The organism is Cupriavidus sp. SZY C1 (assembly GCF_032190535.1).
Lineage (GTDB): Bacteria > Pseudomonadota > Gammaproteobacteria > Burkholderiales > Burkholderiaceae > Cupriavidus > Cupriavidus pauculus_C.
This window is the reverse complement of sequence record NZ_JAUANU010000016.1, coordinates 116,148-133,973: the sequence shown is the minus strand read 5'-3', so window position 1 is coordinate 133,973 and position 17,826 is coordinate 116,148. Positions and strand designations below refer to the sequence as shown.

Below are 17,826 nucleotides of genomic sequence, written 5' to 3'. Positions count from 1 at the left end.
GACTTCCGCGAGCCGCCGCTGACGCTGGAAGGCAGCGCCGACCACTGGAACCACCGTGTGGACGACGACTACTTCTCCCAGCCGGGCGCGCTGTTCCGCCTGATGTCGCCGGCGCAGCAGCAGGCGCTGTTCGACAACACGGCGCGCGCCATCAAGGGGGTGTCCAAGCCCATCCAGCAACGCCACATCGAGCACTGCACCAAGGCCGACCCGGCCTACGGCGCCGGCGTGGCGGCCGCGATCGAGAAGATCGAGGCCAGGTAATCACGTAGTTCAGGCAGTACGCCCTCTCCCGCCCTGCCCGGGAGAGGGCGAATCAGAAAGGAATCGGCAATGGACGAAAACCGGGCCCCCACCATGACCGCGGACGAAGAAGCCCGCATGATCGCCGCGCTTGGCCAGGTCTTCGATCTCGCGCGCAATGGCGACGCCGCGGCACTGGCCGCCTTGATCGAACGCGGCATGCCGCCAAACCTGCGCAACGAAAAAGGCGACACGCTGGTGATGCTGGCCGCCTACCACGGCCACGCCGACGCCCTGCGCACGCTGCTGCAGGCCGGCGCATCGCCGGACACGCGCAACGCCATGGGCCAGACGCCGATTGCCGGCGCGGCCTACAAGGGCTACCAGGCCATCATCGAAATCCTGCTGGAACACGGCGCGGACGTCGAAGGCGCATCGCCCGACGGCCGCACGGCGCTGATGACGGCCGCCATGTTCCAGCGCACCGACATCGTGGAACTGCTGAAAGCCCACGGCGCCGACCCCGAAGCCCGCGACGAGCGCGGCATGACGGCGGCCGACGCCGCGGCGTTCATGGCGGGGCGGCAGGGCGGGCGGTAGCTTGCAGCCTGAAGGGCCGGCGATGGTTGCAATCTGAATCGCTCTAAGCCGCTTGCCCTTTCCCCAGTCCCCAGCCGCTCTCCTTACCCCCGTCCCACGAACGGCATCTTCGTCGCCATCACCGTCATGAACTGGACGTTGGCGTCCAGCGGCAGGTTGGCCATATGCAGCACCGAGCTGGCGATATGGGCCACGTCCATCAGCGGTTCGGGGCGGATTTCGCCATTGGCCTGCGGCACGCCGCGCGCCATGCGGTTGGCCATGTCGGTGCCGGCGTTGCCGATGTCGATCTGGCCGCAGGCGATGTCGTGGGCGCGGCCATCGAGCGACAGGCTCTTGGTCAGGCCGGTGATGGCGTGCTTGGTGGCCGTGTAGGGCACGGTGTTCGGGCGCGGCGCGTGGGCCGAGATCGAGCCGTTGTTGATGATCCGGCCGCCGCGCGGGTCCTGCAACTTCATCAGCGCAAACGCGCCGCGCGCGCACAGGAAGGCGCCGGTCAGGTTGGTATCGACCACGGCCTTCCACTGTTCGACCGACAGTTCGTCGATGGGCACGGCCGGCGCGTTGATGCCGGCGTTGTTGAACAGCACGTCGAGCCGGCCGAAGTGCTCGCGCACGGTCGCGTACAGCGCATCGACCGATTCCGGACGGCTGACGTCGCATTGCACGGCCAGCGCGGTCTGTCCCGCGGCGCGGGCCTGCGCGGCCAGCGCTTCCAGCGTCTCGGCGGTCCGGCCCGCCAGCACGACCCGATAGCCGTCCGCCAGCATGGCCTGGGCCACGGCCTTGCCGATGCCCCGCGCCGCGCCGGTGACCAGCGCCACCTTGCTCTGTCCTGTCATCCCTTGTCTCCGTTGGTACTTGCTGTGGTCAACGGCAGTCATCGTACATCAGGGTCCGGCCGGCTGCCTTTCAGCCAGCTTGCAATGCCAGGCCCGGCAAGGCCCCGCCAAGGTGCGGTTCTAAAGATATAACAACAATGCATTTGGCCGCGCCGGGCCGGTTGTCGTACGATCCACCGCTGACGGGCGGGTGCTGGGAGGCGCCCGCCTTCCTTTTCAAGCGCCCTCGAAAACTACAAATGTCAGTCGATCTCGCCCTGTCGCCCGCTGGCGCACAGGCTGCCACCCAGGCGGCGCCCGCGCGCGCCGTCATCCGTTCCGCCGCCGACGTGGCGCGGCTCGTCAACGAAGGCGGTGCCGCCGTCAGCAATGCCCGGATCGTCGTGGCCATTGCGCTGGGCGGCATTTTCCTCGATGCCTATGACCTTGGCGCGCTCGCCTTCGGCCTCAAGGACGTTTCGAAGGAATTCGGCCTGACGCCGGCCGGTACCGGCATGGTGGCGTCGGCCATCACGTTCGGCGCCATCGTCGGCGCCTTCCTGGGTGGCTATTTCACCGACCGCATCGGCCGCTACCGCGTGTTCATGGCCGACATGCTCTGCTTCGTGATCGCCGCCATTGCCTGCGCGCTGGCCCCGAACGAGTACGTGCTGGCCGGCGCCCGGTTCGTGATGGGCCTGGGCGTCGGCATCGACCTGCCCGTGGCCATGGCGTTCCTGGCCGAATTCTCGAAGCTGAAGGGGCACGGCAACAAGGCCGCGCGCGTGGCGATGTGGTGCCCCACGTGGTACGCGGCCATCTGCGTGTCGTACCTGCTGGTGCTGGGCTGCTACGCGATCCTGCCCGAATCGCACAGCGGGCTGCTCTGGCGCATCATCCTGGGCTTTGGCGCGGTGCCGGCGCTGATCATCATCGCCGTGCGCAGCCGCTACATGAGCGAATCGCCGGTGTGGGCCGCCAACCAGGGCGACCTGGAAGGCGCGGCCAAGATCCTGCGCACGTCGTACGGCATCGACGCCGTGGTGGCGCCCGACGCGGTGGCCGAGCCGCCCAAGCGCCCGGCGTCGTGGCGCAACTACGGCCTGCTGCTCAAGGGGGTCTACGCGCGCCGCACCACGCTGGCCACGATCATGTCGATTGCGTCGTCGTTCGCCTACAACGCCGTGGCGTTCGGCCTGCCGGTCATCATCGCCAGCTTCCTGGCCCAGACCATGCTGACGACCATCCTGGTGTCGCTGGCGCTGAACCTGCTGTTCGCGTTCGTCGGCGGGCTGATTGGCGTGCATCTGGTACCCAAAACGGGCGCCTGGAAGCTGACCGTCACCGGCTACGCCTGCCAGCTTGCCGCGCTGGTGGGCCTGGCGCTGGTCGGCAAGCCCGACGGCGGCGCGCAGGTGGCCACCGCCATCGCCTTCCTGGCGCTGTTCCTGCTGGGCCAGGGCTTTGGCCCGGGCGCACATACCATGACCTACGCGTCGCTGAGCTACCCGACGTCGCTGCGCGGCGTGGGCGTCGGCTTCAACCAGACGCTGATGCGCGCCAGTTCCACGGCGTCGCTGTTCCTGTTCCCGGTGCTGGCCGCCGCGCTGTCGACCAAGGTGTTCTGGGTCATCGCGCTGGCCCCGCTGGCCGGCCTGCTGGCGCTGCTGGCAATCCGCTGGGAACCGGCAAACTACGACGTGGACGCCGAGGATTTCGGGCCCGAGAAGGCCTGACGCGCTCCCACCGCTCCCACCGCTCCCGCCACATGGGAGCGGGAAGCTGGCCGGCCGACGCGCCGGCCGCCGCTTCGCCAGCCCGCTCAGGGTTTTCCCTCTTTCCCCAACCCAGCCCCCCTCCCGGACGACGGCCACAAAAAAACCCGCCTCGATGGGCGGGTTGTCGATGACTGTCCGCGGCCATTGGCCGCCCAGGCAGGTCATGCCGGCGAGTGTCACGGATTTCGCCGGGGGAGTCAATCCCGCCCGCGCCGCGCCCCCCGGCGGCCGGGGGCGCGTGTTGCGGGCGCGCCGATTCCCGCAATCCGTTTGTCCATGCGGTGTTCAGGCGGACGCCAGGTCGTATTAGAATCGCCGCTGTCGCGTCAAACCGCCCCGCCAATGCCAGTGGTCATGTTCCGTGCCAAGGTTTGCCGCGGACTGGTGTCATCTCCCGGGGTCACGGCGCTTCAGATTCATAGAATTCCATCCGATATCCGTCCTGCGTCCACAGGACTTCGGGCATAACCGATACATGACCGCGCTTGCATTCGATGTAGCCCTGGCACCCGAGCCTGCCGACCGCCGGCTGGCCGGTGCCACCCCTGCCGGGGGCGAGGCCTGGGCGTTGCTGGAAGCTTCCGGCGCGCTGGCCATGCGGGTCGACGTCCAGGGCCGCATCCTCGAAGCCACCGAGACCACGGCCGACCTGCTGGTCTATCCGCTCGACTACCTGCTCCATACGTCCGTGCTGGACCTGATCGCGCTGGAATCGCGCGAGCGCGTGGCGCGCATGCTCCAGGGCTGCGCCCACGACCACGCCCCCCGGCGCGAGCGCGTGCGGGTGGCCGGCGGCAGCGGCGGCCCCGGCTGGATCGACCTGCGCGTGAGCCATCACCGTGGCGCCGGCGGCGGCGCCAGCCTGCTGCTGTTCGGCCACGACATTTCCGACTGGATCGAATCCGAGCGCCAGTTGACCGAGCGTGCCTTCCTGGATCCGCTGACCGGCGTGGGCAACCGCGCCTATATCCGCAAGCGGATCGAGGAATACACATCCGGCCCCCTGGCCAGCCAGCCGTTCGCGCTGGCGCTGATGGACCTGGACGGGTTCAAGAACATCAACGACTCGCTGGGCCACGAGTACGGCGACGCGCTGCTCAAGGAAGTGGGCGCCCGGCTGCAGGACACCGTGCGCAGCCACCACAGCGTGGCGCGGCTGGGCGGCGACGAGTTCGTGCTGCTGCTGGACGGGCTGGAAACCGAGGCCGACGCGCACCGCCTGCTGGAGCGCGTGATCCACGTCTGCCGCCAGCCGTTCCTGCTGGGCGGCTGCCACGTGCGGATCACCACCAGCATCGGGCTGTCGTTTTCCACCGGTGCCGCGCAATCCGAATCGCAATGGCTGCGCCGCGCGGACCTGGCGATGTACGAGGCCAAGGCGCTGGGCAAGAACCGCTACTGCATCTATTCGCCCGAGCTGGAACGCCGGCTGGACGAGCAGTTCCGCATCGAGCAGAGCATGTTCGAGGCGGTGCAGAGCGGCGAATTCCTGCTGCACTACCAGCCGATCGTCTGGCCCGGCACGGGCGAGATCTGCGCCGTCGAGGCGCTGATGCGCTGGGAACACGCCGGCGAGGACATCCGCCCGGACATCTTCATCCCGGTGGCCGAGAAGAACGGGCTGATCAAGCATCTGGGCTCGTGGGCGCTGCGCTGCGCCTGCGCGCAGCTGGCCGCGTGGGATGCCCAGGGCATCCACGTGGGCCATATGTCGGTCAACGTGTCGGCGGTGCAGTTCCTGCATCCCAACTTCTACGACAGCGTGCGCAGCGCCATCCAGGACGCCGGCATCGCCGCGGACCGCCTGGTGCTGGAAATCACCGAAAGCGTGCTGATGACCGACCCGAAGGCCGCCGAGCGGCTGCTGCTGTCGCTGCGCGCGCTAGGCATCCGCTTTGCCGTGGACGACTTCGGCACCGGCTATTCGAGCCTGTCGTACCTGCGGCGCTTCCCGCTGTCGGCGCTGAAGGTGGACCGCAGCTTCGTGGCCGACATGATCGATTCCCCGCACGCGCGCACCATCGTGTCCGCCGTGCTGTCGCTGGCCCGCGAGCTGGGGCTGGTGGCCATCGCCGAGGGCGTGGAAACCGACGCGCAGGGCGCGCTGCTGGCCGCGCAGGGCTGCGACCTCGTGCAGGGCTGGCGCTACGCGCGGGCGCTGAGTCCGGCGGACTTCGAGAACGCGGTGCTCGACGGCAGGCTCATCATGGGCGACGACGAAGTGTTCACGCAGCGGGTGGGCGCCTGATGTCCAAGTCCGAATTCTTCGAGACCTTGTGGGCCCGCATGGCCCAGCAAGGCGACTTTCCGACGCTGCAGTACTGCGTCGACAACATCTTCAAGACGCTCAACGCCGACCTGACCGTGGGCGAGATGGCCACGAGCGTGCTGTCCGATTTCAGCCTGTCGCAGAAGGTCATCCGGCTGGCCAATTCGGCGATGTACCGGTCCTTCGGCGGCGAGGTCACCACCGTGTCGCGCGCCATCCTGGTGCTGGGGGTGGAGGCGATCAGCCACCTAACGCTCGGCATCCAGTTGCTGGACTACTTCCACGGCGTGGCGCCCAAGCGGCCGCAGGCGCTCAAGGCGCTGCAGCGCGCGCTGGTGGCGGGCGAGATCACGCGCGCGCTGACCCAGGCGCGCGGCATCAACGAGGGCGAGGAGGCGGTGGTCTGCACGCTGATGCACCACATGAGCCGCCTGCTGCTGGTGTTCTACTTCCCCGAGGAATGGGAGCGCGTGGAGGCCATGTGCGCCGCGCACCCGATGACCGAGGACGAGGCGGCCAAGGAAGTGCTGGGCGTCTCGCTGGAAGAGATTGCCGAGGCCGCCGCGCGCAAGTGGCGGCTGCCGGGGCTGATCGCCCACGCGATGAAGCCGCGCACGCTGTCCAACGAGACCGTGCTGGAAACCCATGCCGACTGGCTGTCCGCCATCGCCCATGTGTCGGCCGAGGCCGCCGTGACGATGGTCCGCGAAGGCACCGAGGCGTCCGTGGAGGCGCTGCTGACCACCCATGCCAAGGTGCTGGGGCTCAATCCGAGCGATGTCAGCGTGGCGGTGCGGCAGGCCGAGGTGCTGAACACGTCGATCTCGGCCTCGGAAGCCGCCGCCCCGGCGGATGGCGCCGCGCCGCACGGCCCGGTGCCCGTCAACGTGCTGGAGCGCCTGCGCCAGGGGCTGGACGAAGTCCAGCGCGAGGGGGCCAACCTGACCGTCTCGCAGCTGGCGCCGATGGTGCTGGAAACCACCATGCGGGCGCTGGATTTCTCGCGCTGCTTCCTGATGATGCTGAACCCGACCACGCGCCGCTTTCACGCGCGGCTGGGCTTCGGGGACGGCATGCGCGAGGTACTGCCCGCGCTGTCGTTCGAGGAAGGCTTCGTGCCCGACGTATTCCACTTTGCCGGCCTGGCGGCCCGCCCGCTGCTGATCGAGGATACGTTCGACGCCGAAGTGGCCCACCGCATGCCGCGCTGGTATCGCGACGCGATTCCGAACGCCCGCACGGTGCTGCTGGCGCCGGTCAAGATCCGCAACCGCTGCATCGCCATGATCTACGGCGACTGGGGCGCCGCCCGCGCGCCGGTGATGATCGGCGAGGCCGAGCTGGAAGCGGTGGACGCGCTGACCAGCGAGATTGCCGCCGGCGTCATGCGCGCCGCCCCCGTCGGCCGCTAGCCCGCGCGGCTAGTGCCGGCCGGCCTTGCGCGCGGCCTTGTTGCGGTACATCGCCGCGTCCGCCTCGGCCAGCAGGTCGTGCACGTTGCCGTGCCGCTGGGGGTCGAAGGCGATGACCCCCGCGCTGAAGCGCAGCGCGTAGCCGGCCGGGTTGCGCGTGTTCCAGGCATCGACCTGCAGGTGCAGGCGCGCCAGCGCGTCCTGGCAGCCGGTGGCGTCGGTATTGGTCAGCAGCGCCGCAAATTCATCGCCGCCCAGGCGGCCCACCACATCGGATTCCCGGAACGCGGCGCGCAGCTCCGCGCCGAACGCCATCAGCGCGCGGTCGCCCTCGGCGTGGCCAAAGCGGTCGTTGATCGGCTTGAAGCCATCCATGTCGAAGAAGACCAGCGTCGCCGGGCGGTTCAGGCGGCGGCACAGCTCGATGGCGTGCTGGCCGAGCACGGCAAAGCCGCGCCGGTTGGACAGCGACGTCAGCTCGTCCATCGTCGCCAGATGCACGGCCGCCAGTTCCTGCTCGGCCATGCGCGCCAGGTCGTGCAGCAGCGCGCGGTCCTCGTCGTCGAACGACCGCGGCTTGCGGTCGATCAGGCAGAGTGTGCCCAGCTTGGCGCCGTTGGGCGCGGAAAGCGGCCGGCCGGCGTAGAAGCGGATATGGGGCTCGCCGGTGACCAGCGGGTTGTCATGGAAGCGGGCGTCCTGCGTGGCATCGGGAATCAGCAGGATGTCGTCGCCGCAGATGGCGTGGCCGCAGAACGACGTGCCGCGCGAGGTTTCGGTGACGTCCAGCCCCTGGCAGGACTTGAACCACTGCCGGTTGGCATCGATCAGGCTGACGACGGCGATGGGCACGCCAAACAGGCGTTTGGCCAGGCGGGTCAGGCGGTCGAACCGCTCCTCGGGCGGGGTGTCGAGCACGCTCAGCGAGCGGAGCGTGGCCAGGCGCGCGGCTTCGTTGGAAGGAATCGGGGGCAACTGCATGGGCGGATTGGCCGTTTTTTGTCCTCGTTGAATGACAACAATAACGGCAAATCCGGCCGATGGTGCACCATGTACGGTTTGTTTCACTTTCCGCCGGACCTGCCGCGCGGCGGGCTCAGGGGGCCATGTCCGTGGCGGTGACCGCCGGAAAATCGGCCAGCGGCACGAACTGGCCGGTCTTGCCGTCCAGCGCGTCGATGGCGCCGGTGCCGATGTCGTAGAACCAGCCGTGCAGCTCGATCTGGCGCGCGGCCAGCGCCTGGGCCACGCACGGGTGGGTGCGCAGGTGGGCAAGCTGCTCGATCACGTTCTGGCGGACCATGTCGTCCACGCGCTCGCGGTCCGACGCATGCGGCCGCGCCAGGCTCACGCGCCGGGCGCCGGCGGCATGTTCCAGCCACTGCGCCACCGACGGCATGTGGTCCAGGCACTGGCACATGGCCACCGCCGTCATCGCGCCGCAGTTGGAGTGGCCGCAGATCACGATGTCGCGCACCTTGAGCCCGGCCACCGCATATTCGACGCTGGCCGACACGCCGCCGGGCTGCACCGCGTAGGCCGGCACGATGTTGCCGGCGTTGCGGATCACGAACAGCTTGCCGGGCTCGCTCTGCGTCAACAGCGCCGGCTCCACGCGGCTGTCCGAGCACGCGATGAACAGCGTGGTGGGGCTTTGCTGCGTGGCCAGTTCCTGGAACAGCGCGGACCGCTTGGGGAATTCCTCGCGCTGGAACTTCAGAATGCCCTGGATCAGGTCTTTCACGGTATCTCCCAATTCGAACCGTGAGCATGTCGAAGCCCGCGCCAATAGTCAAAGGGGCCGCCGGGCGCTCCAATGCAAAGGCGCGCGCCGCATTGCTGCGGCACGCGCCTGGCCGGGGTCCGAAGGGTGGCCGGTTCAGTCGTTGTCGGGCGTGCCCAGCGCGCGGTTGATCCGCAGCGCGATCAGCGTGGCCACCACGCCGGAGAGCAAATACAGGCTCACCGCGGCCAGCCCGAACAGCGACGACAGCCCCAGCGCCACCAGCGGCGCGAACGCGGCGCCGAACAGCCAGCCGAAGTCCGTGGTCAGCGCGGCGCCCGTGTAGCGGAACTTGGTGTCGAAGTTCGACGTCACCACGCCGGCCGCCTGCCCGTAGGACAGGCCGAGCAGCCCGAATCCCACCAGGATGAAGATGTCCTGCCCGGTCGCCCCGCCATCGAGCAGCCACGGCGCGGCCAGGCTGAACAGGCCGATCAGCACCGCCATCGTCGCCAGCGTGGTGCGGCGGCCGATACGGTCGGCCAGCCAGCCGGAGATCAGCGTGCCGATGAACGCGATGCCGGCGCCGACGATCTGCACGGCCAGCACGTCGCTGATCGCCTGCGTCTTGTGCAGGCTCACCCACGACAGCGGAAACACGGTCACGAGGTGGAACAGCGCATAGCTGGCCAGCGACGCAAACGCGCCCAGGAAGATGTTGAAGCCCTGCGCGTTCACCATCTGCAGCGTGCTGATCGGCTCCAGTTCGTCCTCTTCCAGCAGCCGCGTGTATTCGTGCGTCACCACCAGCCGCAGCCGCGCGAACAGCGCCACCACGTTGATCGCGAACGCCACGAAGAAGGGATAGCGCCAGCCCCAGTCGATGAACTCGGCCGGCGTCAGGCTCACGCTCAGGAACAGGAACAGCGCGCCGGCGACGATGAAGCCGGTCGGGGCGCCAAGCTGGCCCACCATCGCGTACCAGCCGCGCTTGTTCTCCGGCGCGTTCAGGGCCAGCAGCGACGGCAGCCCGTCCCACGACCCGCCGAACGCAATGCCCTGCAGGAAGCGGAACAGCGACAGCAGGTAGATGGCCGCGCTGCCGATGGAGGCGTAGGACGGCAGGAACGCGATGCCCACCGTGGCCGTGCCCAGCAGGAACAGCGACGCCGTGAGCTTGGTGCCGCGCCCCCAGCGGCGCTGCACGCGCATGAACAGGGCCGTTCCAAACGGGCGTCCGATAAACGCGAACGAGAAGATCGCGAAGCTGAATAGCAATCCCGCCAATTCGCTTGCGAACGGAAAGTAGACCGACGGAAAGACCAGCACCGAGGCGATGCCGTAGACGAAGAAATCGAAGTACTCGGAAGCGCGGCCAATCACCACGCCAGTGGCGATTTCGGCAGGTGCCACCTCATGGTGGCCGGGCGCCGGAGGTGCAGTCGGCGACGCGCGATGCTGGTGAGTCAGACTTGCCATCTGAAAGTCTCCATCGAGTGCGGAAGGAATGTCGTACTGCACTTAAAGTCCCGCAGTCACAAGAATAGCGCCTAAACTGCCATTGGAAATCAGAAGATTGCTACGGCAGTCCGAGATCGACGTGAATCAAACGCCACTTCCAAGACCATGCCACGCTCCGAAGCTGTAGTGCCGAAGTTAAGTGTGACGGGAAAATTACTTGCGAGAAGTGCCGCAATCGCCCTACTGCTGGCGCTTGCGGGATGCAGCAACGCGGTCCTGCTGTCGCCCCAGGGCGACATGGCCGTCCGGCAGCGCGACCTGATCATCATCGCCACCTGCCTGATGCTGCTGATCATCGTGCCGGTCATATGCCTCACGCTGCTCTTTGCGTGGCGTTATCGCGAGAAGGGCGACGCGCCGTACAACCCCGAGTGGGACCACTCCACGGTGCTGGAACTGGCCATCTGGGCCGCCCCGCTGCTGATCATCATCGCGCTGGGCGCGGTCACCTGGGTCAGCACCCACCAGCTCGACCCCTACCGCCCGCTGACCCGCATCGACGAAGGACGCCCCGTGCCGGCCGACGTCAAGCCGCTGACCGTGGAAGTGGTGGCGATGGACTGGAAATGGCTGTTCCTCTACCCCGAACAGGGGATCGCAACCGTCAACGAACTGGCCGCGCCGGTGGATCGCCCGATTGCCTTCAAGATCACCGCCACCTCGGTCATGAACACGTTCTTCGTGCCGTCGCTGGCCGGCATGGTCTACGCGATGCCCGGCATGGAGACCAAGCTCCACGCCGTGATCAACAAGGCCGGCGTCTACGAGGGGCTGTCCGCCAACTACAGCGGGGCCGGCTTCTCGCACATGACGTTCAAGTTCCACGGCCTGGCCGACGCCGATTTCGACCGCTGGGTGGCGCAGGCCAAGGCGTCTGGCACGCAGTTGTCGAAGGACGCCTACCTGAAGCTGGCCCAGCCCAGCGAGCGCGAGCCCGTGCAGCGCTACGCCAGCGTGGCGCCCGACCTTTATCACCTGATCCTGAACCGCTGTGTAGACGGCGGCGCCTGCCTGGCGGACACCATGGCCCAGAACCGGAATCCCGGCCGGCTGAGGTTCGATCCGTCATCGGCCATCTGCACCGCGAGCAACACCCCGGCCGCCGCGCCGGCGTTCGCGCCAGATACCGCGTCGTCCGGCGAGGGCAACCGGCTGTTGCGCTGATGCGCGGCGCCCGCATTGCCGCCCCCGCCCGTACTGCCGGCAGGACAACCCCGTTTCAACATTTGCCGTCTCCATCGGCCCTCGCGGGCCGGTACCGGCCCAGGTGACAACCATGCCCGAGCGTTCCGAACTCGCCAATACGATCTTTGGCCGCCTGACCTGGGAGGCCATCCCGCTGCACGAGCCGATCCTGATCGGCACCTTCGCCGTCGTGGTGCTGGGCGGCCTGGCCCTGGTGGCGCTGCTGACCTACTACCGCGTCTGGGGGTACCTGTGGCGCGAGTGGTTCACCAGCATCGACCACAAAAAGATCGGCATCATGTACATGGTGCTGGGCATCGTCATGCTGCTGCGCGGCTTTGCCGACGCGATCATGATGCGGATCCAGCAGGCCATCGCCTTTGGCGACAACCTGGGCTACCTGCCGCCGCACCACTACGACCAGATCTTCACGGCGCACGGCGTGATCATGATCTTCTTCGTGGCGATGCCGCTGGTCACGGGGCTGATGAACTTCGTGGTGCCGCTGCAAATTGGCGCGCGCGACGTGGCGTTCCCGTTCCTCAACAACTTCAGCTTCTGGATGACCACGGGCGGCGCCATCCTGGTGATGATGTCGCTGTTCGTCGGTGAATTCGCGCGCACGGGCTGGCTGGCCTATCCACCGCTGTCGGGCATCCTGCACAGTCCGGACGTGGGCGTCGACTACTACATATGGGCGTTGCAGGTGGCGGGCGTGGGGACGTTGTTATCGGGGATCAACCTGCTGGTGACGATCGTCAAGATGCGCGCGCCGGGCATGACGCTGATGCGCATGCCGATCTTCACGTGGACGTCGCTGTGCACCAACGTGCTGATCATCGCCGCGTTCCCGGTGCTGACGGCCGCGCTGGCGCTGCTGTCGCTGGACCGCTACGTCGGCACCAACTTCTTCACGGCCGACCAGGGCGGCAGCGCCATGCTGTACGTGAACCTGATCTGGATCTGGGGCCACCCCGAGGTCTACATCCTGGTGCTGCCCGTGTTCGGCATCTTCTCGGAGGTCACCGCCACGTTCTGCCGCAAGCGCCTGTTCGGCTACGCGTCGATGGTCTACGCCACGGTGGTGATTACCGTGCTGTCGTACCTGGTGTGGCTGCACCACTTCTTCACCATGGGGTCCGGCGCCAGCGTGAACTCGTTCTTCGGGATCACGACGATGATCATCTCGATCCCGACCGGGGCCAAGATCTTCAACTGGCTGTTCACGATGTACCACGGCAAGATCAAGTTCGAGGCGCCGATGCTGTGGACGGTGGGCTTCATGGTCACCTTCGTGATCGGCGGCATGACCGGGGTGCTGCTGGCGGTGCCGCCGGCGGACTTCGTGCTGCACAACAGCCTGTTCCTGATCGCCCACTTCCACAACGTGATCATCGGCGGCGTGCTGTTCGGGCTCATGGCCGGCATCTACTACTGGTTCCCCAAGGCGTTCGGCTACCGGCTGGTGGCATCGTGGGGCAAGGCGTCGTTCTGGTTCTGGCTGGTCGGCTTCTACTTCGCGTTCATGCCGCTGTACTGGCTGGGCATGCTCGGCGTCACGCGGCGCGTGAACCATTTCGACGACCCGACGCTGCAGCCCTGGTTCGTCACCGCCGCGTTCGGCGCGTTCCTGATCGCGTGCGGCATTGCCTGCTTCATCATCCAGCTGGTGGTCAGCTTCCGGCGCCGCGAGGAACTGCGCGACACCACGGGCGACCCCTGGAACGGCCGCACGCTGGAATGGTCCACGTCGTCGCCGCCGCCGCAGTACAACTTCGCGTTCACGCCGGTGGTGCACGACACCGACGCCTGGTGGCAGATGAAGCAGCACGGCTATGTGCGGCCGCTGGAGGGCTTCATCCCGATCCACATGCCCAAGAACACGGCGGCCGGCATCGTGCTGGCAGGCCTGTCCACGCTGATGGGCTTCGCGCTGATCTGGCACATCTGGTGGCTGGTGATCGCGTCGTTCGCGGCCACGGTCATCGCGGCAATCATCCATACCTTCAACTACAAGCGCGACTACTACATCCCGACCGAGGACGTGGTCCGGACGGAGGCGGCGCGCACCCAACTGATGGCAGGCCATGGCTGATACCACCCTCCCCCTCCATGTGAACGACACCGCCGCGGCAGACGACGTGCCGCCCGGCGGCTACCAGTTCTACCTGACCGAGGAGCATCACCCCCAGAACGGCACGCTGCTGGGGTTCTGGCTCTACCTGATGAGCGACTGCCTGATCTTCGCGTGCCTGTTCGCCGCCTACGGCGTGCTGGGCCGCGAGTACGCGGGCGGCCCCACCGGCGCGGAGCTGTTCGAGCTACCGCTGGTGGCACTGAACACGTCGTTCCTGTTGCTGTCGTCGATCACGTACGGCTTTGCGATGCTCCAGCTCCAGCAGAACCGCGTGGCCGGCACGCAGATCTGGCTGGCCATCACCGGCGTGTTCGGCGCGGCCTTCCTGGCCGTGGAGCTTTATGAATTCGCGCACCTGATCCACGAGGGCGCCGGCCCCACGCGCAGCGCGTTCCTGACATCGTTCTTCGCGCTGGTCGGCACGCACGGGCTGCACGTGACGTTTGGCATGGTGTGGCTGATCGTGCTGATGGTGCAGGTGGGCCGGCACGGCCTGATCACGGCCAACAAGCGGCGGCTGATGTGCCTGTCGATGTTCTGGCACTTTCTGGACGTCGTCTGGATCGGCGTCTTTACGTTCGTCTACCTGATGGGGACCCTGCCATGAGCGCACAAGACCATGCCCTGGACGGGCACGGCCACGACGGCCACGGCCATCATGACGAGGACATCGGGCCGCACGCCACGCTGGGCGGCTACCTGACCGGCTTCGTGCTGTCGGTGTTTCTGACAGCCATACCGTTCTGGCTCGTGATGGGCGAGGTGTTCGAGAAGTCGTCGACCACGGCGATCGTGATCCTGCTGATCGGCGCGGTGCAGATCGTCGTCCATATGATCTTCTTCCTGCATATGAACGCGAAGTCGGAAGGCGGCTGGAACATGCTGTCGCTGATGTTCACGCTCACGCTGGTGGTCATCACCCTCACGGGGTCGCTCTGGGTGATGTTCCACCTGAACAGCAACATGATGCCGTCGATGCAGCACAAGGCACCGGCCGGCGAGACGGGCGGCAAGATCGTGCCGCCCAAGACCCAGTAGCAGCGGCGCTCAGGCGGCCAGGCGGAACGTCGCCACGGCCTCCTTGAGCCGCTGGGCCTGCTCTTCCAGCGAGCCCGCGGCCGCCGCGGCCTGTTCCACCAGCGCGGCGTTCTGCTGCGTCACGGTGTCCATCTGCGTCACCGCCTGGTTCACCTGCTCGATGCCGGCGCTCTGCTCGGCCGACGCCGCGCTGATCTCGCCCATGATGTCGGTCACGCGCTTCACCGCGCTGACGATCTCCTCCATGGTCTGGCCGGCCTGCGCCACGAGTTGCGAGCCGCGCTCGACGCGGTCCGCCGAATCCCCGATCAGCGACTTGATTTCCTTGGCCGCCGTGGCGCTGCGCTGCGCCAGGCTGCGCACCTCGCCCGCCACCACCGCGAAGCCGCGGCCTTGCTCGCCGGCCCGGGCCGCTTCCACCGCCGCGTTCAGCGCCAGGATGTTGGTCTGGAACGCGATGCCCTCGATCACCGAGATGATGTCGACGACCTTGCGCGACGACGTGTTGATCTCGTCCATCGTGTTGACGACCTGCCCCACCACCTCGCCGCCCTGGGTGGCCACCTCGGACGCGTTCACGGCCAGCGCGCTGGCCTGCTTGGCGCTGTCGGCGTTCTGGCGGACGATGCTGGTCAGTTCCTCCATGCTCGACGCCGTTTCCTGCAGCGACGACGCCTGTTCCTCGGTGCGCTGCGACAGGTCGGTATTGCCGGCCGCGATCTGGCTGGTGCCCGTGGCGATGGCCTCGGTGCCGTTGCGCACCTCGCGCACGATGCCCAGGATGTTGTCGTTCATCTCGCGCAGCGCTTCCAGCAACTGGCCGGTCTCGTCGGTGCTGTCCACCTCGATGCGGCTGCTCAGGTCGCCGGCGGCCACGGTGCGGGCAAAGCCCACGGCGCGGTGCAGCGGGCGCGTGATGCCGATGGTCAGCCACCACGCAAACGCCACGCCGATGGCCAGCGCGATCACGCCCAGGGCGATCAGGCCGTTGCGCGCGCTTTCGTAGATGCCGTTGATCTCCAGCGCGGTGGCGTCGATGGCCGCGCGCTGGATGTCCAGCAGCTTCTGGATTTCGCCCAGGTAGGCGTCGCCGGCGGGCACGAACTCGGTATCCAGCACCTTGTTGGCCTCGTCGGTCAGGCCCTCGGCCTTGAGCTTGGTGATCTTGTCGCGCGATTCGTTGTACGGATTGCGCACCACCAGGATGCGCTGGAACGCGGCCTTCTCGGCGTCGGACGTCAGCATCGGCTGCATCTTGTCGCGCAGCGCCGCGATGGCGTCAGTCGAATACTTCGTCTCCTTGGCAAAGAAGGCGCCCAGCGTGGGGTCGCTGCTGCGGGCCACGGCCGTGGTACGGCGCACGCTGGCATACATCAGCCGGTACCAGTCGCTGACCACGCGTTCCTTGGCCAGCGGCTCCTGCATCATCGCGTGCGTGCGGCCCGCAACCTCCTGCAGGCGCAGCACGCCCACGACGGTCATGAGCAGCGACAACACCAGCACCACGCCAAAGCCAATGCCAAGGCGCACACCAATACCAAGATTCTTCATGTCTTCTACCTGATCGATTGGGTTCGTGGCCGCCGGAAGACCGCGCGCTGCGCGTCCGGCCGCTCCGCCTGCGTCCCCGCACATCTCCATGTACGCAAGAACAGACATTGGAAGACCTAACGGACGAGCGGAGCGGAACTTGAGCGAAAACTCAGGGAAAACGCGAATTGCGGCGGCAACGCCGCGCTGAAAGCCGATTGTAAAGTTGGCGCCTAGCGCGACGCCTGGCCGGCCCGCGTGGGGCTGAACCAGTACGGCAGCAGCGACAGCGCCACCACGGCCACGGCAGACAGGAAGATCGCCGAATAGGTATGGGCGACGGGCCAGTCGCGCAGGTGCCCGGCGTTGGCGATCAGCCCGAAGCCCCACGACGTCAGCGCCGAGCCCAGGAACACGAACGTGTTCAGCAGCCCCAGGCCGCGCCCGCGCTTGGCCGGTGGAATCAGCGCGCGGCCCTGCGCCATGACCAGCGGATGCAGCATGCCGATGGTCGACAGCAGCGCCATCATGCCCACGCCCTGCACCACGCCGGCATCGGGCCACGCCGCCAGCACGATGCCGCCCGCCATCGACAGGCCGGCCCAGCCGCCGATGGTCGCCTTGATCGTGCTGCGCCGGACCAGCACCGGCAGCAGGAACGCCGTGGCAAAGCCGGCCAGGCTCAGCAGCGTCAGCGCCACGCCGCGCGGGCCCGCCTGCAGGCCGAACACGTCGGCCAGGTACGGCCCGCTCCACGCGTTGCGAAAGCCCGTGCCGGCGGCCATCGCCACGCACAGCGGAATCAGCGTCCAGAGCGGCCACATGCCTAGCAGCCGCGCGCTCTCGGCCAGCATCGCGCCCATCGGCGCCTGGCGCGCCTGGGCATGGCCGCCGTCGCGCACATGGCGCCACACGCCCCAGCACGCGCCCACCATGCACAGCGCCGAGATCGCCAGCGCGGGCCGCCAGCCGAAATGCTGCGAGAACCAGCCCAGCGGCGCCGTGGCGCAGAGCGCGCCGATCATGCCCATGGCGTTTGACCGGCTCACCACGCGCATGTACTGGCGCTCGGACAATTGCTCCGAAGCGTAGTGCAGCAGCCCCATGAAGACCGGCGCGCAGGCCAGCCCGAGCCCCATCTGCGCCACCATCGCCAGCGCCCCGCTGGGGGCCAGCACGAAGCCGATGGCCGATGCGGCGCCCACGCCGAGCAGCCACGCCGTGGGCCGGCCCACGCCGTAGCGGTCGAACGCGATGCCCACTGGGATCTGCGCCACCGCGAACGCCAGGAAGAAGCACGACGACAGCGCGCCAAACCCGGCCGGCGACAGCCCGAAATCGTGCTGCAGCTCGGGCGCGATCACGGCCAGGCAGCTCCGGTAGAACTGGCTCAGGATAAAGGCGAACGTCAGCAGCGCAATGCCGCGCGCGGCCGTGCTGTCGTCAATGGCGGGGGAAGGATGGGGGCGCCGGTCTGCTGCCGGTTCTGCTGCCGGGGTATTCATCGATGCGCGTCGTGGAGGGCTTGCCGCCCGTGTTTCGCGTCGATTCTACGCGGGCCGCGCGCCC

15 protein-coding genes are annotated in these 17,826 nt (G+C 67.7%); 9 read left to right on the top strand and 6 right to left on the bottom strand.

What is annotated here, in order from left to right; all coding sequences use genetic code 11:
- Positions 1 to 264, top strand: a 264-nt coding sequence (locus QTN24_RS21980; protein ID WP_313839807.1) for a catalase-related domain-containing protein, incomplete at its 5' end; no start/stop codon positions are given.
- Between the two features lie 93 nt (positions 265 to 357).
- Entirely contained in the window at positions 358 to 843 is a 486-nt protein-coding gene (locus QTN24_RS21975; RefSeq protein ID WP_124686715.1) for an ankyrin repeat domain-containing protein, read from the top strand.
- 83 nt (positions 844 to 926) lie between these two features.
- Here QTN24_RS21975 and QTN24_RS21970 read toward each other — a convergent pair whose 3' ends face one another.
- Positions 927 to 1,685 (bottom strand): SDR family oxidoreductase, encoded by a 759-nt coding sequence (locus QTN24_RS21970; RefSeq protein WP_313839806.1) that lies wholly within the window; start codon positions 1,683 to 1,685, stop codon positions 927 to 929.
- Positions 1,686 to 1,924: 239 nt separating this feature from the next.
- Between QTN24_RS21970 and QTN24_RS21965 the strand changes: the two genes are divergently transcribed.
- The 3 genes from QTN24_RS21965 (at position 1,925) to QTN24_RS21955 (ending at position 7,123) form a co-directional block, all read left to right on the top strand.
- Positions 1,925 to 3,400, top strand: a complete 1,476-nt coding sequence (locus QTN24_RS21965; RefSeq protein WP_313839804.1) for an MFS transporter — start codon at positions 1,925 to 1,927, stop codon at positions 3,398 to 3,400.
- Between the two features lie 517 nt (positions 3,401 to 3,917).
- Complete coding sequence (locus QTN24_RS21960; protein ID WP_124685648.1) at positions 3,918 to 5,690, top strand: putative bifunctional diguanylate cyclase/phosphodiesterase; 1,773 nt, start codon at positions 3,918 to 3,920, stop codon at positions 5,688 to 5,690.
- Positions 5,690 to 7,123, top strand: coding sequence for an HDOD domain-containing protein (locus QTN24_RS21955; protein WP_313839801.1), 1,434 nt, complete (start codon positions 5,690 to 5,692; stop codon positions 7,121 to 7,123). The genes QTN24_RS21960 and QTN24_RS21955 overlap by 1 nt, the downstream gene beginning before the upstream one ends.
- Before the next feature lie 9 nt (positions 7,124 to 7,132).
- On the opposite strand, the gene QTN24_RS21950 is transcribed toward QTN24_RS21955, so the two are convergent.
- The 3 genes from QTN24_RS21950 to QTN24_RS21940 all read right to left on the bottom strand — a co-directional run bounded on the left by QTN24_RS21950 (position 7,133) and on the right by QTN24_RS21940 (position 10,325).
- The gene (locus QTN24_RS21950) at positions 7,133 to 8,104 is read right to left on the bottom strand and encodes a sensor domain-containing diguanylate cyclase (RefSeq protein WP_124685650.1); all 972 of its coding nucleotides are present in this window, start codon (positions 8,102 to 8,104) and stop codon (positions 7,133 to 7,135) included.
- Positions 8,105 to 8,219: 115 nt separating this feature from the next.
- Positions 8,220 to 8,867 (bottom strand): carbonic anhydrase, encoded by a 648-nt coding sequence (locus QTN24_RS21945; protein ID WP_124685651.1) that lies wholly within the window; start codon positions 8,865 to 8,867, stop codon positions 8,220 to 8,222.
- A gap of 135 nt (positions 8,868 to 9,002) precedes the next feature.
- Positions 9,003 to 10,325 carry an MFS transporter gene (locus QTN24_RS21940; protein WP_124685652.1) on the bottom strand — a complete coding sequence of 441 codons (1,323 nt, stop codon included), beginning with the start codon at positions 10,323 to 10,325 and terminating at the stop codon, positions 9,003 to 9,005.
- Positions 10,326 to 10,472: 147 nt separating this feature from the next.
- Between QTN24_RS21940 and cyoA the strand changes: the two genes are divergently transcribed.
- The 4 genes from cyoA (at position 10,473) to cyoD (ending at position 14,727) form a co-directional block, all read left to right on the top strand.
- On the top strand, positions 10,473 to 11,531 hold the full coding sequence (gene cyoA, locus QTN24_RS21935; RefSeq protein WP_124685653.1) for a ubiquinol oxidase subunit II: 1,059 nt from the start codon (positions 10,473 to 10,475) through the stop codon (positions 11,529 to 11,531).
- A gap of 112 nt (positions 11,532 to 11,643) precedes the next feature.
- Positions 11,644 to 13,647 (top strand): cytochrome o ubiquinol oxidase subunit I, encoded by a 2,004-nt coding sequence (gene cyoB / locus QTN24_RS21930; RefSeq protein ID WP_124685654.1) that lies wholly within the window; start codon positions 11,644 to 11,646, stop codon positions 13,645 to 13,647.
- Positions 13,640 to 14,296, top strand: a complete 657-nt coding sequence (gene cyoC / locus QTN24_RS21925) for a cytochrome o ubiquinol oxidase subunit III (protein ID WP_124685655.1) — start codon at positions 13,640 to 13,642, stop codon at positions 14,294 to 14,296. Before cyoB ends, cyoC begins: the two co-directional genes overlap by 8 nt.
- Complete coding sequence (cyoD, locus tag QTN24_RS21920; RefSeq protein WP_124685656.1) at positions 14,293 to 14,727, top strand: cytochrome o ubiquinol oxidase subunit IV; 435 nt, start codon at positions 14,293 to 14,295, stop codon at positions 14,725 to 14,727. The genes cyoC and cyoD overlap by 4 nt, the downstream gene beginning before the upstream one ends.
- 9 nt (positions 14,728 to 14,736) lie before the next feature.
- On the opposite strand, the gene QTN24_RS21915 is transcribed toward cyoD, so the two are convergent.
- Both QTN24_RS21915 and QTN24_RS21910 read right to left on the bottom strand, forming a co-directional pair.
- A complete protein-coding gene (locus tag QTN24_RS21915; protein ID WP_124685657.1) occupies positions 14,737 to 16,278 on the bottom strand; it encodes a methyl-accepting chemotaxis protein in 1,542 nt (513 codons plus the stop codon).
- 212 nt (positions 16,279 to 16,490) lie between these two features.
- Positions 16,491 to 17,762: an MFS transporter gene (locus tag QTN24_RS21910; RefSeq protein WP_124685658.1), complete on the bottom strand. Its 1,272-nt coding sequence runs from the start codon at positions 17,760 to 17,762 to the stop codon at positions 16,491 to 16,493.
- Positions 17,763 to 17,826 lie beyond the last annotated feature (64 nt).

Coding starts and splice junctions, on each gene's coding strand:
- QTN24_RS21910 (WP_124685658.1), bottom strand. CDS start 17,762: ATGAATACCCCGGCAGCAGAACCGGCAGCAGACCGGCGCCCCCATCCT.
- QTN24_RS21975 (WP_124686715.1), top strand. CDS start 358: ATGACCGCGGACGAAGAAGCCCGCATGATCGCCGCGCTTGGCCAGGTC.
- QTN24_RS21915 (WP_124685657.1), bottom strand. CDS start 16,278: ATGAAGAATCTTGGTATTGGTGTGCGCCTTGGCATTGGCTTTGGCGTG.
- cyoD (WP_124685656.1), top strand. CDS start 14,293: ATGAGCGCACAAGACCATGCCCTGGACGGGCACGGCCACGACGGCCAC.
- QTN24_RS21950 (WP_124685650.1), bottom strand. CDS start 8,104: ATGCAGTTGCCCCCGATTCCTTCCAACGAAGCCGCGCGCCTGGCCACG.
- QTN24_RS21970 (WP_313839806.1), bottom strand. CDS start 1,685: ATGACAGGACAGAGCAAGGTGGCGCTGGTCACCGGCGCGGCGCGGGGC.
- cyoA (WP_124685653.1), top strand. CDS start 10,473: ATGCCACGCTCCGAAGCTGTAGTGCCGAAGTTAAGTGTGACGGGAAAA.
- QTN24_RS21960 (WP_124685648.1), top strand. CDS start 3,918: ATGACCGCGCTTGCATTCGATGTAGCCCTGGCACCCGAGCCTGCCGAC.
- QTN24_RS21955 (WP_313839801.1), top strand. CDS start 5,690: ATGTCCAAGTCCGAATTCTTCGAGACCTTGTGGGCCCGCATGGCCCAG.
- QTN24_RS21940 (WP_124685652.1), bottom strand. CDS start 10,325: ATGGCAAGTCTGACTCACCAGCATCGCGCGTCGCCGACTGCACCTCCG.
- cyoC (WP_124685655.1), top strand. CDS start 13,640: ATGGCTGATACCACCCTCCCCCTCCATGTGAACGACACCGCCGCGGCA.
- cyoB (WP_124685654.1), top strand. CDS start 11,644: ATGCCCGAGCGTTCCGAACTCGCCAATACGATCTTTGGCCGCCTGACC.
- QTN24_RS21965 (WP_313839804.1), top strand. CDS start 1,925: ATGTCAGTCGATCTCGCCCTGTCGCCCGCTGGCGCACAGGCTGCCACC.